Annotated in this window: 10 protein-coding genes; 3 read left to right on the forward strand and 7 right to left on the reverse strand. The window is 72.6% G+C overall.

The window, feature by feature from the left end:
• Positions 1-42: 42 nt before the first annotated feature.
• From ACWEOH_RS16605 to ACWEOH_RS16635, 7 genes are all read right to left on the reverse strand, one after another.
• Positions 43-1,524, reverse strand: coding sequence for a sensor histidine kinase (locus ACWEOH_RS16605; protein WP_452032822.1), 1,482 nt, complete (start codon positions 1,522-1,524; stop codon positions 43-45).
• Positions 1,514-3,058, reverse strand: a complete 1,545-nt coding sequence (locus ACWEOH_RS16610) for a multicopper oxidase family protein (protein ID WP_452032824.1) — start codon at positions 3,056-3,058, stop codon at positions 1,514-1,516. The genes ACWEOH_RS16605 and ACWEOH_RS16610 overlap by 11 nt, the downstream gene beginning before the upstream one ends.
• Positions 3,059-3,178: 120 nt before the next feature.
• On the reverse strand, positions 3,179-4,654 hold the full coding sequence (locus ACWEOH_RS16615) for an amidohydrolase (protein WP_452032825.1): 1,476 nt from the start codon (positions 4,652-4,654) through the stop codon (positions 3,179-3,181).
• Positions 4,651-5,295 (reverse strand): FMN-binding negative transcriptional regulator, encoded by a 645-nt coding sequence (locus ACWEOH_RS16620; RefSeq protein ID WP_452032827.1) that lies wholly within the window; start codon positions 5,293-5,295, stop codon positions 4,651-4,653. Before ACWEOH_RS16620 ends, ACWEOH_RS16615 begins: the two co-directional genes overlap by 4 nt.
• An 8-nt stretch (positions 5,296-5,303) precedes the next feature.
• Positions 5,304-6,308, reverse strand: coding sequence for an Fpg/Nei family DNA glycosylase (locus ACWEOH_RS16625; RefSeq protein WP_452032829.1), 1,005 nt, complete (start codon positions 6,306-6,308; stop codon positions 5,304-5,306).
• A gap of 13 nt (positions 6,309-6,321) precedes the next feature.
• On the reverse strand, positions 6,322-6,834 hold the full coding sequence (locus ACWEOH_RS16630) for a ribose-5-phosphate isomerase (protein ID WP_452032831.1): 513 nt from the start codon (positions 6,832-6,834) through the stop codon (positions 6,322-6,324).
• 10 nt (positions 6,835-6,844) lie between these two features.
• Entirely contained in the window at positions 6,845-7,828 is a 984-nt protein-coding gene (locus tag ACWEOH_RS16635) for a DUF2332 domain-containing protein (protein WP_452032833.1), read from the reverse strand.
• Positions 7,829-7,958: 130 nt separating this feature from the next.
• On the opposite strand from ACWEOH_RS16635, the gene ACWEOH_RS16640 reads away from it, so the two are divergent.
• The 3 genes from ACWEOH_RS16640 (at position 7,959) to pepN (ACWEOH_RS16650) (ending at position 14,145) form a co-directional block, all read left to right on the forward strand.
• The gene (locus tag ACWEOH_RS16640) at positions 7,959-8,831 is read left to right on the forward strand and encodes a hypothetical protein (RefSeq protein WP_452032835.1); all 873 of its coding nucleotides are present in this window, start codon (positions 7,959-7,961) and stop codon (positions 8,829-8,831) included.
• Positions 8,832-8,951: 120 nt separating this feature from the next.
• Entirely contained in the window at positions 8,952-11,501 is a 2,550-nt protein-coding gene (gene pepN / locus ACWEOH_RS16645) for an aminopeptidase N (RefSeq protein WP_452032836.1), read from the forward strand.
• Positions 11,502-11,574: 73 nt separating this feature from the next.
• Complete coding sequence (gene pepN, locus ACWEOH_RS16650) at positions 11,575-14,145, forward strand: aminopeptidase N (RefSeq protein WP_452032838.1); 2,571 nt, start codon at positions 11,575-11,577, stop codon at positions 14,143-14,145.
• The last annotated feature ends 16 nt before the right edge of the window (positions 14,146-14,161 follow it).

The following is a 14,161-nucleotide window of genomic DNA, read 5'->3' on the forward strand; positions in this document are numbered from 1 at the left end:
GCCCCGGCGCGTGCAACGCCGGGGCCGCGGGTGCGACGAGGGTCAGGTCGCGGTTGCCGCGACGGGCACGTACGGCACGTGCGCGCCGATCACCGTGGGCCCGCCCGCCGGGCTGTCGACCACGAACAGGCCGCGGAGGCCGTGCACGCGTTCCTCGAGTCCGGCGAGCCCGTGGCCCGGACGCGGCGAGGCGCCGCCGTGCCCGTTGTCGGTGACCCAGAGGTCGAGCCAGTGACCCGAGGCTCCCGTGTCACGGCTGGCGACCCGCAGCCGGATCGCGCTCGCACCGGCGTGCTTGGCCGCGTTGGTGAGCAGCTCGGCCGCGATGAAGTACGCGTTCCGCTCGATGGCCGCCGGCAGCGGGGCATCCGTCGCGAGCCGGTTCTCGAACTCGACCGGTACCGGGCTGCGCGCGGCGAGCGACTCGAGGGCGCTCGCGAGGCCGCGGTCCTGCAGGAGCGGCGGGGCGAACCCGCGCGAGAGCGCGCGCAGTTCGTCGAGCGCCTCGCGGGCCTGGTCGCGGGCCTCGCCCACGAGGGCCTTCGCCGAGTCGGGATCGTGCTCGAGGCGGCGCTCGATGGTCGCGAGGTCCATCTGCAGGCGCACGAGCCGCTGCTGCGGTCCGTCGTGGATGTCGCGCTCGAGGCGGCGCAGCGAGGTGTCCTCGGCCTGCACGGCCGCGCCGCGCGACGCGGCGAGCTCGGCGACCTCGCGCTCGAGGGCCTCGGAGCGCCACGCGCCGAGCATGCCCCGCGCGATCGCGTCGTGCATGAGCGTCAGCCCGCGGAACACGAGCGGCAGCGTCAGCAGGAAGATCACGCCGATGAGGATCTCGAGCACGCGCTCGCCGAAGACGGGATCGATGGGCGCCGCGTCGGGGAAGAACCGCTCGAGGAGCCACTGGTTCAGCCAGAAGGTGCGCTCGTCGTTCGGGATGAACGGCTGCCAGATCCAGCCGGTCACGCCCGCGAGGGCGGTCGCCGTCCAGGCCACCGTGAGGCTCCACGAGACGATGCTCACGATGGGATTCACGACGAGCGCGTGCAGCAGGTAGAGCCAGTAGTGGCCGTCGATGAACGGGCCGAACACCGCACGCCAGAAGCCCTGAGCGCCGTCGACCCGTTCCCAGACGGGGCGGCGGATCTCGGGGCGCCCGGCCCAGCGCAGGCGCACGAGCTCGAGCGTGCCGAAGCCGCGCGCGATGTAGAACGACGCGACCATCAGGAAGATGCCGACGACGATCGCCACGAGGCCGAGGCCGGTGAAGAAGACGGTCGAGATGATGACGAGCCCGATGATCGCGATCGGCATCGTCAGGATCAGGAAGCCGAACTCTCGGGGCACGGCCGCCCAGAGGGAGCCGTAGCCGCGGCGGCGCGGCGCGGCATCCGTGGTGCTCGTCGTGGTCGTCGACATCGGTGCGGTGCTCGCCCCCTCGGCGGTGGTGGCCGGGTGGAGGATCGCGGTCGCGGGGTCCGCGGCTCCGTTCCCGGGTCGGTCGGTGGGCACGGTGTCAGTGCTCATGGTCGGTTCCTCCTGTCATCGTGGCAGACTGGCCCGGTTCGACGACGGCGAACTGGCCCATCATGCCCTGGTCCTCGTGCCACAGCAGGTGGCAGTGGTACATGTACGGGGTGTCGGGGTCGGTGTAGTCCTCGAAGCGCATGAGGAGCTCGTACTCCCGCTGCGGCTCGGCGTGGATGGTGTCCTTCCAGCCCGCGAGCTCGGGCGGCGGCGCAGCGCCGTCGACGGACGCGATGCGGAACTGCACGTCGTGCACGTGGAAGCTGTGCGGCACCTCGGTGTCGTTCGTGACGATCCAGCGCTCGAGCGTGTCGACCGTCACGGTCTCGTCGATACGGGCCATGTCCATGGCGTGGCCGTTGATCTCGAAGCTGTCGTCGAGGCGGAACGTGCGCGTCGTCGCGACGTCGGCCTCGTCGTAGGGCTCGATGGTGGTGAGGCGCTCGGGCACCGGGTCCGCGGCGGCCAGCTCGTCGGCGGCGCGCACCTCGAGCACGTCGAACGCGTCGGTGTTGCCGTTCATCGCGGCGACGGGTCCGACCATGCCGGCCGCCTCGGCGGTCATCTCGGAGCGCAGCACCACGCGTTCGCCCGGGGTCAGGCGCACGAGCACCTCGGCCCGCTCCCCCGGCGACAGCACGACGCGGTCGAGCGGCACGGATGCCTCGAGCAGGCCGCCGTCGGTCGCGATGAGCTCGACGGGGCGGTCGTCCGACCACGAGAATCCGTAGGTGCGCGCGGTCGACGCGTTCAGCAGGCGGAGCCGAACGAGCTCGCTCGTCGCGTCGAGGTACGGCGTGCGCGTGCCGTTGACGAGGAGCTCGTCGCCGAGCCCGCCGGCGTAGCCGCGCACGGGCGGCTCGCGGCGGCCGTCGGCCGAGAAGCCGGTGTCCTGCACGATGACGGGGATGTCGTCGACGCCGTAGTCCGACGGCAGGCCGAGCGCCCGCTCCTCGGGGTCGTGCAGCAGGAACATGCCGACGAGGCCCCGGGCGACGTGCTCCTCGGTCTCGCCGTGCGGGTGGGGGTGGTACCAGAGCGTCGCGGCCTGCTGGTCGATGGCCCAGGTCGGCGACCACGTGGCATCCGGGTCGACCATCTGATGGGGGCCGCCGTCCATCTCCGCGGGCAGGTGCATGCCGTGCCAGTGCACGGTCGTGGGCTCGTCGAGCGCGTTCGTCACGTCGACCCGAACGCGCTCGCCGCGGTCGGCGACGAGCGTCGGACCGAGGTAGGAGCCGTTGAAGCCCCAGGTGTCGCTCGCCACGCCGGGCTCGAACTCGGTGGTTCCCGCCTGCGCCTCGAGCGAGAACACGCGGGTGCCGTCGGCGTCGACCGTCGACTCGGCGAGCGGCGGGATCGCGAGCGGCCGGTCGAAGTCGACCTCGCCGACCGTGTCGACGGGCGCGGGTCCGGCGAGGCCGCACCCGGCGAAGGCGACGGCGACGAGGGCGCCCGACGCGACGGCGGCGAGCGCGGTGAGCGCGGCGCGGGGACGGCGGATCGCGGTGGCGGCGATGCGTGGTGCTGGCATGCTTCCAGCCTCGCAACGCGGGCGCGGTCGCCCCATCCGGTGGGCGACCGGATCGGCGCGGGGGTTATCCCCCGGGGGCTGGATCTCGATACGCGTCGGGCTTCGCCCGGCGCTCCTCGATCACCGGCTGTCGTGCGTGATGCGGCCGCCGACGAGCGTGGCGGCCACGGGCATGGTGCGCAGTTCCTCCACGGATGCCGCGTACGGGTCGCGCTCGAGCACCGCGAGGTTGGCGCGCAGGCCGACGTGCACCTCGGGGCCGGCGCCGCCCGTCGACGCGGCGAGCGCGGCGCGCACGTCGATCGCCTGCTCGGGATGCCACGGCTCGCGTCCGCCTCGGGTTCGGCCCACGGCAGCGGCGATCGCCACCCACGGGTCGAGCGGCGCCACGGGCGCATCGGACCCGAGGGCGAGCTCGACGCCGGCGGCCTGGAGCTCGGCGAGCATGAACGCCCGGTCGGTGCGACCCGCCCAGTACCGGTCGGCGACGTCGCGGTCGTCCATGGCGTGCTCGGGCTGCACGCTCGCGACCACGCCGAGCCGGGCGAACCGGGCGACGTCCTCGTGGCGCAGCAGCTGGGCGTGCTCGACCGAACCGCGGCAGCCGACCTCCTCGAACGCGTCGAGCACGCGGGCGTTGGCGCGGTCGCCGATCGCGTGGATGGCGGGCGTCAGGCCGCCCTCGTGCGCGCGCCGCATGAGCGGGACGAGCTCCTCGTAGGCGATCGTCGCGAGGCCGTAGGGATGCTCGTGCCCGTCGAGTCCCGGGTACGGGTCGAAGCACCACGCGGTGCGGGTGTTGAGCGAGCCGTCGGTGATCGCCTTCGCGCCGCCGACCGTCACGAGCCCGCCCGTGCCGTCGACGGTCTCGCCGGTGCGCAGCCCCTCGTCGATCGCGCGGTCGAGGTGCTGCGGGTAGACGCCGAAGGCGACGCGCAGCCGCCACTCGCCCGCCGCTGCCCGGCGGGCCCAGTCGTCGCGATTCCAGCGCATCTCGTAGTCGACCACCCCGACGACGCCGCGCGCGGCGGCACGACTGGCCGCATCGGCGACCCACCCGTCGAGCACGTCGTCGGCGACGTCGTCGAGCTCGCGCACGAGGCGGAAGCAGGCGTCCTCCCGGAGGATCCCGTCGCCGGGCGCGTCCACGCCGTGCCGGCGGGCGGCGGCGGAGTTGATCCAGCAGGCGTGCAGGTCGGCGGCGACGAGCACGACCGGGACGTCGCCCGAGACCGCGTCGAGCAGCGCCCGGCTCGCGACATCCGGCCACAGCCCGTCGCGGTAGCCGAACCCGATCACCTCGGGCTCGCCCGCGTCGACGGCGGCGCGCACGAGCGCGGCGGTCTCAGCTGCGGATGCCGCGCCGGCGAGGTCGAGCCGCCGCGAGACCATCGCCCACTGCGAGAGGTGCACGTGCCGGTCGTGCAGGCCGGGAACGATCCAGCGGCCGTCGAGGTCCACGCGCTCGACGGCCGACCCGGCGGCGCTCGACGCGCCGTGCGTCGCCATCTCCGCGACGACGCCGTCGGCCACGAGCACGTCGACGGCCTCTGGCGCACCGGGCAGGCGTGCGCCCGCGAGGAGCAGCCCGCTCACGCCCGAGCCGCCCGCAGTACCTCGTGCGTGCGGCGCATCTCGGCGGCGAGCGCGGGGCTCGCGTAGGGCCCTTCGCCCTCGAGCTCGGCGATGATGCGGTCGACGGTCTCGTCGGGCCGGTTCTGGCTCATCTTGTTCTTCGCGACGAACCGCGTGATCGGGATGCGCAGGCCCACGGTGCCCACCGCGATGCGATCGGCGTAGGCGGAGTTCTCGGGCGTCCCGCGCATGCGGCGCGGTTCGGGCAGGGCGTCCTCGAAGTGGTCGACGAGCGCCTCGAGCACGCGCAGGTTCTCGTCGGCGTCGAGCAGCTCGGGCGTGCCGTAGAGGTGCGCGGTCACGAAGTTCCACGTCGGCACGGCCCGGTTCGCGTCGTACCAGCCGGGCGAGATGTAGCCGTGCGGGCCCTGCACGATGACCATCACCTCGTGCCGGCCGAGCTCGTGCACGACCTCGTCGGGGCGGCCGACGTGGGTGAGGAGCACGATGCCGTCGGCGCTCTCGTCGAGCAGCACGGGGTAGTGGCTCGCGACGAGGCCTGCGGCATCCGTGGAGCTCACGATCGTCATCCAGGGGTGCTCGCGGATCAGCCGCTTCACGCCCTCCTCGCTCGCCAGCGTGAAGCTCGGGTTCTGTCGCATGGGTCTCCTCAGGCCTGGCAGTAGGGGCACCAGTAGAGCTTGCGGGCGCCCATCTCCTCGAGCACGATGTTCGTGCCGCACACTCGGCACGGCAGCCCCTCGCGCTTGTACACCCAATGCCGGTCGTCGCGGTTGGCCATCGCGGCGCGGTACTCGTCGGGGTCGAGGTCGTCCATGGTCATCATCTGGCCGGTCTCGACACCGATGCGCAGCAGCTTCGCCCAGTCGGTCCAGAGGTGCCGCACGTGCTCCTCGGGCACCTCCCTGCCGGGCGTGTGCGGGTTCTGCTTGGCGCGGAACAGCAGCTCGGCGCGGTAGACGTTGCCGATGCCCGCGACCACGTCCTGGTCCATGAGCAGGAGCCCGATCGGCACGCCCTTCCGGCGCACGGTGGAGGTGAACCGCTCCTCGGCGTCGGGGCCGCCGTCGATGAGCGGATCCGGCCCGAGCTTCGACACGATGCGCTCGACCTGCGCCGGGTCGAGCACCTCGCACGCGGTGGGGCCGCGCAGGTCGGCCACGATCGTCTCGGTGAGCAGGCGCACGCGCACCTGGCCGATCGGCTCGGGCGGGAACACCTCGAACTCGTTCGCCTCCTTCTCGGACTCCGACATGCGCAGCCGCGTGCGGCGCGGCGCTCCGATCGACGTGAGCGAGTTCTCGCCCGCCGAGTCGAGGATCGCGGCGTCGGGGTTGGGGCCCTCGAGGAACGTCCCGCGCTGGTTCGTCTGCCCCATGCGTCCGTTCGCCGAGGCGATCGTGGGGTCGAGCAGGATGTCGCCGGCGAAGTCCCACGCGCCGTACAGGCCGAGGTGCACCCGCAGCCAGCGGTCGCCCTCGAAACCGAGGAACATCTGCTTGCCGACGGCGCGGGCGTCCGTCATCCGCCGCCCGTCGAGCTCGGCCGCGCCCTGCGCGAACCGGCCCTGCGGGCTCGAGGCGTGCACGACGTGCCCGACGAAGTTCCGGTCGAACTGCCGGGCGATCCGGTGGATCGAGTGTCCCTCGGGCACTGCCGCTGCGTCCCTACGCCTCGCTGGGCGCCGACGGCTCGTGGTCGACGCCCCTGCCCGCGATGTCGCCCGTGGTCTCGTACTCCGCGAGCTGTGCGATGCGGCGCACGTGCCGCTCGTCGCCTGAGAAGGGCTCCGCGATGAACGCGTCGATGTAGCGGATGGCCTCTTCGACGGTGTGCTGCCGGGCGCCGATCGAGATGACGTTGGCGTCGTTGTGCTGGCGGGCGAGGATCGCGGTGTCCATGCTCCACACGAGCGCGGCGCGGATGCCCTGCACCTTGTTGGCGGCGATCTGCTCGCCGTTGCCCGAGCCGCCGAACACGATGCCGAGGGTGCGCACCCCTGCGGCCTGGTCGCGGGCGACGGCCTGCGCTGCATTGATGCAGAACGCCGGGTAGTCGTCGAGCGGGTCGTACTCGGTGGGGCCGTGGTCGACGACGTCGTGACCGCCGTTGGTCAGGTGGTCGACGAGGGTGCGGCTGAACTCGAGGCCGGCGTGGTCGGTCGCGATGTGGATGCGCATGGGCCCAAGTCTAGGGATTCGGCACCCACCGGACGGCACGCCCGTGGGGCTGCGCCCAGGCCAGCTGCACGCCGTCGAGCGCGAGCACGAGGTCGGAGCTCTCGTTGGGCACGTCCTCGCGCACGCGGATGCCGGGCGTGACCGTGCGCGCCTCCACGGAGAGCCAGTGCCCGCGGAGCCGGCGGACGTGCTCGGCGAACCGCGCGCGGCCGGCCTCGTCGAGGTACATGAGCACCGCCGTGTGGAACACGACGAGGGTCGCCCCGCCGGGCACCTGCGTGGCGACCGCGTCGAGCTCGGCGTCGAGGTCGCCGGCGACGATCCGGGGCGGGTCGCCCGCGGCGATCGCGGCCGCGGCCCGCAGGCGGGCGCGCCGGTCGTCGTGCTCCGGCCAGATGAGCGCGTCGAGCCACGCGACGTCGTCGGGATGCCGAACGTCGAGCGGGTTGAGGTCGATGCCGCCGCGCCAGACGACCTCGGGCAGGCGGTCGGGCACCGGCACGGGCCCCTCCACGACGCAATCGAGGACGACCGGGCTGGGACCGTCGGCGGGGTCGAGCCGCGGATGCCCCGAGTACCGGTAGCTGTAGCGGTCGGGATAGAGGCACAGCCCGGCCGACGTGCCCACCTCGAGCAATGCGACGGGGCCCTCGATCCCGGCGAGCGCCGGCACGTGCAGCGCGCAGCGCGCCGCCTCGTTCGTCTGCGTCGCGTGCGTGAGCGCCGTGGCCCGCACCTCCACCCAGTGGCCGTGGAGCCAGTCGCGGAACAGGTGATACGGACCCGCGGGGGCACCCTGATAGCGCGCCGCCGAGAACACGAGGTTCGGCTGGCGCTTCGGCGCCGGCAGCTCGTCGATGAGCGCGACCGTGGCGGGGTCTTCCGCGACCCCGAGCGCCCACGCCTCGTACGTGGCCGACATCCCGCGCGCCTCCACCTCGCCGAAGACCCGGTATCGCTCGGCGGTCGGCGCCGCGGCATCCGTGGACTTCATGCCGCCACCGTAAGGCGGCCGACCGAGCGGGTCAACGCGAGCCGAGCTCCCCGCCGTGTTCTGGGGGCGGCGCGCCGCCGCGGCCGGCAGTAGGCTCACGCGCAGCCCGGTCGGCCGGAACGGAGGTCGGATGCTGGTCGTGATCCTGAGTGTCGCACTGCTCGTCCTCGCTGTGGTGCTCTGCATCCGCTGGGGCGGCGAGCGGCTCGTCGAGCCCGGGTTGCCGGGTCCTGCGTCGGATGCCGCGGCCTCCACGCCGTCGGAAACCCGGCTCCGACGCCACCTCGACGGGCTCCGCCTGTATGCCTGGTGGGTGATCGTGTTCCTCGTCGCGGGCACGGCGTCCAGCCTCCTCGTCACCGGGGCGGGCGGGCGGCTCGCCATGCGGCTGCTGGCACTGACCTCGCCGGAGGCGACGGGTCGCCTCACGGAGGCGCAGGCGACCGTCGGCGAGATCACGTTCGAGGGCACGATCGGCTACTTCTTCTTCGGCGCCCTGCCCTTCGCGTTCGCGTCGACCGCGTTCTACCTGCTCGCGGCCCCGTGGCTGCCGAAGGGGCGCCTCGCGGGACCGACCTTCGGCCTCGCCGCGTTCGTGATGGTGGCGCCGTTCATCGACCCGCTCCGGTCCGACAACGTGGACTTCGACATCGTGGGGCCGGGCTGGCTGTCGGTGCTCGTGTTCGCCGCCCTGTCCGTCGTGCAGGGCGCCTTCCTCGCGGCCTTCGCGGGCCGCCTCAGCCGGAGCCTGCCGCTCATGACGCAGCGCAACTGGCCCGACACCGTCCTGCCGCTGCTGCTCGGCGTCGTGCTATTCCCGCTCGGGGCGATCCTCGCGATCGGCGCCCTCGTCACGTTCGCGCTTCCCCGGCTGCTGCCATGGTTCCTCGCCGTGCGCGCGTCGCGGGCGGGCATCATCGTCGGTCGCGTGCTGCTGGTGCTCGCGGTCGTCGCCGCACTGCCCGCGTTCGCGGCATCCGTCGTCTCGATCTGGAGCCGCTGACCGGGCCGCCTGCCACGGCGCAACCGACCTGAGGGCGGGCTGGGGCGCTCACCGCACGCGGGGCTAGGCTGGGACACGTTGCCTGCGGCCACGAGCCGCGAAGACTGCGAAGGAGCGCACGTGCCCGGAGAGAACCTCACCCGCATCGAAGCCGAGGAGCGCGCGGCGCTCGTCACCGTCCACGACTACGACGTCGTGCTCGACGTGACGACCGGCCCCGACGTGTTCCGCTCGACGACCACCGTGCGGTTCGACGCGCGCGCCGGAGCGTCGACGTTCATCGACGCGATCACGGCGGAGGTGCACTCGGTGACCCTGAACGGCGTGGCGCTCGACCCCGCAGAGGTGAGCGACGGCGTCCGCATCCAGCTGCCCGGCCTCGCCGACGAGAACGAGCTCGTGGTCGTGGCCGACGGCCGCTACATGCACACCGGTGAGGGCCTGCACCGCTTCGTCGACCCGGTCGACGGCGAGGCCTACCTCTACACGCAGTTCGAGGTGCCCGACTCGCGCCGCATGTTCGCCGTGTTCGAGCAGCCCGACCTGAAGGCCGCGTTCCGGTTCACCGTGACCGCGCCGGCGCACTGGGAGGTCGTGTCGAACTCCCCCACGCCCGAGCCGGTCGACGCGCACGAGGGTGCGAAGACCTGGGCGTTCGAGCCGACGCCGCGCATCTCGAGCTACATCACCGCGCTCATCGCGGGCCCCTACGCGGTCGTGCGCGACGAGCTGACCTCGGCCGACGGCCGCGTCATCCCCCTCGGCGTGTTCAGCCGCAAGAGCCTCTCGCAGTACCTCGACGCCGACTACATCTTCGAGAAGACCAAGCAGGGATTCGCCTACTTCGAGTCGAAGTTCGACGTGCCCTACCCCTTCGCGAAGTACGACCAGCTCTTCGTGCCCGAGTACAACGCGGGCGCCATGGAGAACGCGGGCGCGGTGACCTTCACCGAGTTCTACGTGTTCCGCTCGAAGGTGACGGATGCCGTGCGCGAGCGCCGCGTCGTCACGATCCTGCACGAGCTCGCCCACATGTGGTTCGGCGACCTCGTGACCATGAAGTGGTGGAACGACCTCTGGCTCAACGAGTCGTTCGCCGAGTGGGCGTCGACCATCGCCACCGCCGAGGCCACCGAGTGGACCGAGGCGTGGACCACGTTCAACTCGATGGAGAAGAACTGGGCCTACCGCCAGGACCAGCTCCCCTCGACCCACCCCGTGGTCGCCACCATCAACGACCTCGAGGACGTGCAGGTCAACTTCGACGGCATCACCTACGCCAAGGGCGGCTCGGTGCTGAAGCAGCTCGTCGCCTGGGTGGGCGTCGAGGCGTTCTTCGCCGGTGTCTCGGCGTACTTCAAGAAGCACGGCTGGGGCAACACGACCCTCGCCGACCTGCTCGCCGAGCTCGAGGCCTCGAGCGGCCGCGACCTCTCCGACTGGTCGGGCCTCTGGCTCGAGACTGCGGGCGTGAACACGCTGCGTCCCGAGATCCAGACGGATGACGCGGGCGTGATCACGTCGTTCGCGGTGCTGCAGTCGGCGGTCGCCGACCACCCCACCATCCGCCCGCACCGCCTCGCGATCGGGTTCTACAACCTGCACGACGGCAAGCTCGTGCGCGACCACCGCGTGGAGCTCGACGTCGACGGCGAGCGCACCGAGGTCGCCGAGCTCGTGGGCCTCGCCCGCCCCGACCTCGTGCTCCTCAACGACGACGACCTCGCCTACGCGAAGATCCGCCTCGACGAGGCGTCGCACGGCGTCGCCCTCGCCAACCTCTCCGAGATCGAGGACCCGCTGGCCCGCGCCCTCGTGTGGAGCTCGGTGTGGGATGCCACCCGCGACGCCGAGACCCGCGCGAGCGACTACCTCGCCCTCGTGCTCGGCAACATCGCGAGCGAGACGGAATCGACGACCCTGCGGATCGTGCTCGCGAACTCGATCCTCGCAGCGAGCGGCTACACGACCCCCGGGCGACGCGCCGACGCACGCCGAGCCCTCGCGGACGGTTTCTGGCGCCTCGCGCAGGAGGCCGAGCCGGGCAGCGACGCGCAGTTCCAGTTCGTCATGAACTTCGCCGCGATCGCGGAGGCCGGGTCGCACGTCGACCAGCTCGTCGCGCTCTACGACGGCTCGCTCGAACTCGAGGGCCTCGAGATCGACACCGACCTCGGCTGGGAGCTGCTCATCGCGCTCGTGGCGTCGGGTCGCGCCGGCGACGCCGAGATCGACGAGCGCCTCGCCTCCGACAACACGGCGACCGGCCAGCAGTCGGCCGCGCACGCCCGCGCCGCGATCCAGACGCCCGAGGGCAAGGAGCGCGCCTGGGCGTCGCTCATCGACGTCGACACCGCCACGAACACCGTGGTGCGCGAGACGGCCGAGGGCTTCCTCCGCGCGAGCGACCCCGCCCTGCTCGAGGCGTTCGTCGAGCGGTACTTCGCGATGCTCGAGGACGTGTGGGACAAGCGCAGCTACGCGATCGCCGAGAAGCTCGTCGACGGCCTCTACCCGTCGCCGCTCGCGAACCGCGCCCTCGCCGACGCGAGCCGCACCTGGCTCGACACGCACCCCGACGTGCCCGCGCTGCGCCGCCTCGTGGTGGAGCGGCTCGCCGGGATCGACCGGGCGCTCGCCGCGCAGGAGCGCGACGCGCAGGACGCGTAGTCGCGGCATCCGCCGGCACCGCCGCACGACCCGAACCGACCCGAACACGCACGAACGCACGACGGAGGCACGCATGCCACGGCCCGACCTGACCCGCGACGAAGCCGAGGCCCGTGCCTCCGTCGTCGCCGCACCCGCCTACGAGGTCGCTCTCGACCTGACGGGCGACGGCGACACGTTCCGCTCGACCACGGTGGTGCGCTTCCGCGCCGAGCCGGGCGCCGACTCGTTCATCGAGTCGACGACCCTCGAGGTGCACGAGCTCGTGCTGAACGGGCGGGTGCTCGATCCGGCGGCCGCGAGCGACGGCTTCCGCATCCGGCTCGACGGGCTGGCTGCCGAGAACGAGCTGCAGGTGGTCTCGACGCGGGGGTACACGAACACCGGCGAGGGCCTGCACCGCTTCGTCGACCCCGTCGACGACGCCGTGTACCTCTACACCGAGTTCGCGGTCGCCGAGGCGAACCGGGTCTACGCGGTGTTCGACCAGCCCGACCTGAAGGCGTCGGTGCGGTTCACGATCACCGCGCCCGCAGCATGGCAGGTGCTGAGCAATGCGCCGACGCCCGAGCCCGTCGCGGACGCCGACGGGGCGATCGCGACGTGGTCGTTCGAGACCGGCCCGGTGATCTCGAGCTACATCGTCGCGATCGTCGCGGGGCCGTACGCGGCCTGGCGCGGCTCGGCGCGCAGCGTCGACGGACGCGACGTGCCGCTCGGACTGTTCACTCGCGCGTCGCTCGCGCAGTACGCCGAGCCCGACGTCATGTTCGAGACCGTGCAGGCGGGCCTCGCATTCTACGAGGCGGCCTTCGGCGTGCCCTACCCCTACGGCAAGTACGACCAGATCTTCGTGCCCGAGTACAACTGGGGCGCGATGGAGAACGTCGGCGCGGTCACGTTCAACGAGAGCTACCTGTTCCGCTCCCGCGTCTCCGACGCCCGGCGCGAGCAGCGCGCGATCGTCGTGCTGCACGAGCTCAGCCACATGTGGTTCGGCAACTCGGTGACCATGCGCTGGTGGAACGACCTCTGGCTGAACGAGTCGTTCGCCACCTGGGCGTCGACGCTCGCCACGTCGCGGGTCACCGAGTTCACGGGCGTCTGGGCCACGTTCGCCAGCGACGAGAAGACGCACGCCGCCGAGCAGGACCAGCTGCCCTCGACGCACCCGATCGTCGCCGAGATCCGCGACCTCGCCGACGTCGAGGTGAACTTCGACGCGATCACCTACGACAAGGGCGCCTCGGTGCTGAAGCAGCTCGTCGCCTGGGTCGGCCTCGACGCCTTCCAGCGCGGCGTCGGCGCCTACCTGCGCGCCAACGCCGGCGGCAACGCCACGCTGCGCGACCTGCTCGACGAGCTCGAGCGGGCGAGCGGCCGCGAGCTCACCCGGTGGTCGCAGCTCTGGCTCGAGACCGCGGGCGTGAACACGTTGCGTGCGGTGGTCGAGACGGATGCCGCGGGCCTGATCACCTCCGCCCGCGTCGAGCAGACCGCGGCACCCGACCACCCCACCCTCCGCCCGCACCGCGTCGCGCTCGGCTGCTACTCGAGCGACGACCGCCGACGCCTCGTGCGCACCGACCGGGTGGAGCTCGACGTCGACGGCGCGTCGACCGACTTGCCCGAGCTCGTCGGCCTGCCGCGCCCCGAGCTGCTGCTCGTGAACGACGACGACCTCACCTACGCGAAGGTGCGGCTCGACGCGACCTCGTTCGACACGGCCGTGCGCCGGCTGTCGGAGCTCGCCGACCCGGTGGCCCGCGCCGTCGTGCTCGGTTCGGCGTGGGACGCGGTTCGCGACGCGGAGCTGCCCGCGAGCGACTACCTGCGGCTCGTGCTCGCCGCGATCGGCCACGAGACGCAGTCGGCCGCACGCGGCCTCGCACTGGCGCGACTCGAGGTCGCGCTCGGCCGCTACCTCGCCGACGACCACCGCGAGCAGCTCGCCGCCGAGACCGGCGACGCCGTCTGGGCGCTCGGCGAGCTCGCCGAGCCCGGCTCCGACGCCCAGCTGCAGCTCGTGAAGGCGTTCACGCGCATCGCCTCGACGCAGGCCCACGCCGACGTGCTCGGGAGCCTCCTCGACGGCTCGATCCGGCTCGACGGACTCGAGGTCGACCTCGACCTGCGCTGGGAGCTCGTGATCGCCCGTGCGACGCTCGGCGCGGCATCCGACGAGGAGATCGACGCAGCGCTCGCGCACGACGACACCGCGAAGGGGCGCCAGCTCGCCGAGACCGCCCGCGCGGCCCGACCCGACCCCGTCGGCAAGGACATCGCGTGGCACCGCGTCGCGACCGACACGAGCCTCTCGAACGACCTCGCCCGCGCGATCGCCGACGGATGGCGTCGTACGACGCAGCCCGAGCTGCTCGCGCCGACCGTGGCCGAGTACTTCGAGACCCTGCAGCGCACCTGGGCGGACCGGAGCTTCACCATGGCCTCCCTCGTCGTGTCGCGGCTCTACCCCGCGCCGCTCGTCGACGAGGAGCTCGCGACGATGACCCGCGCCTGGCTCGCGGCGAACCCCGAGCCCGCTCCCCTGCGCCGGCTCGTCTCCGAGCAGCTCGACGAGCTCGACCGGGCCCTCGCCGCGCGTGCCCGCGACGCCGTCGCGCTCTCGGGCGCCATCCAGTAGCCCCTCGCTAGACTCG

The sequence above is a fragment of the Agromyces sp. NPDC004153 genome (genome assembly GCF_053603635.1).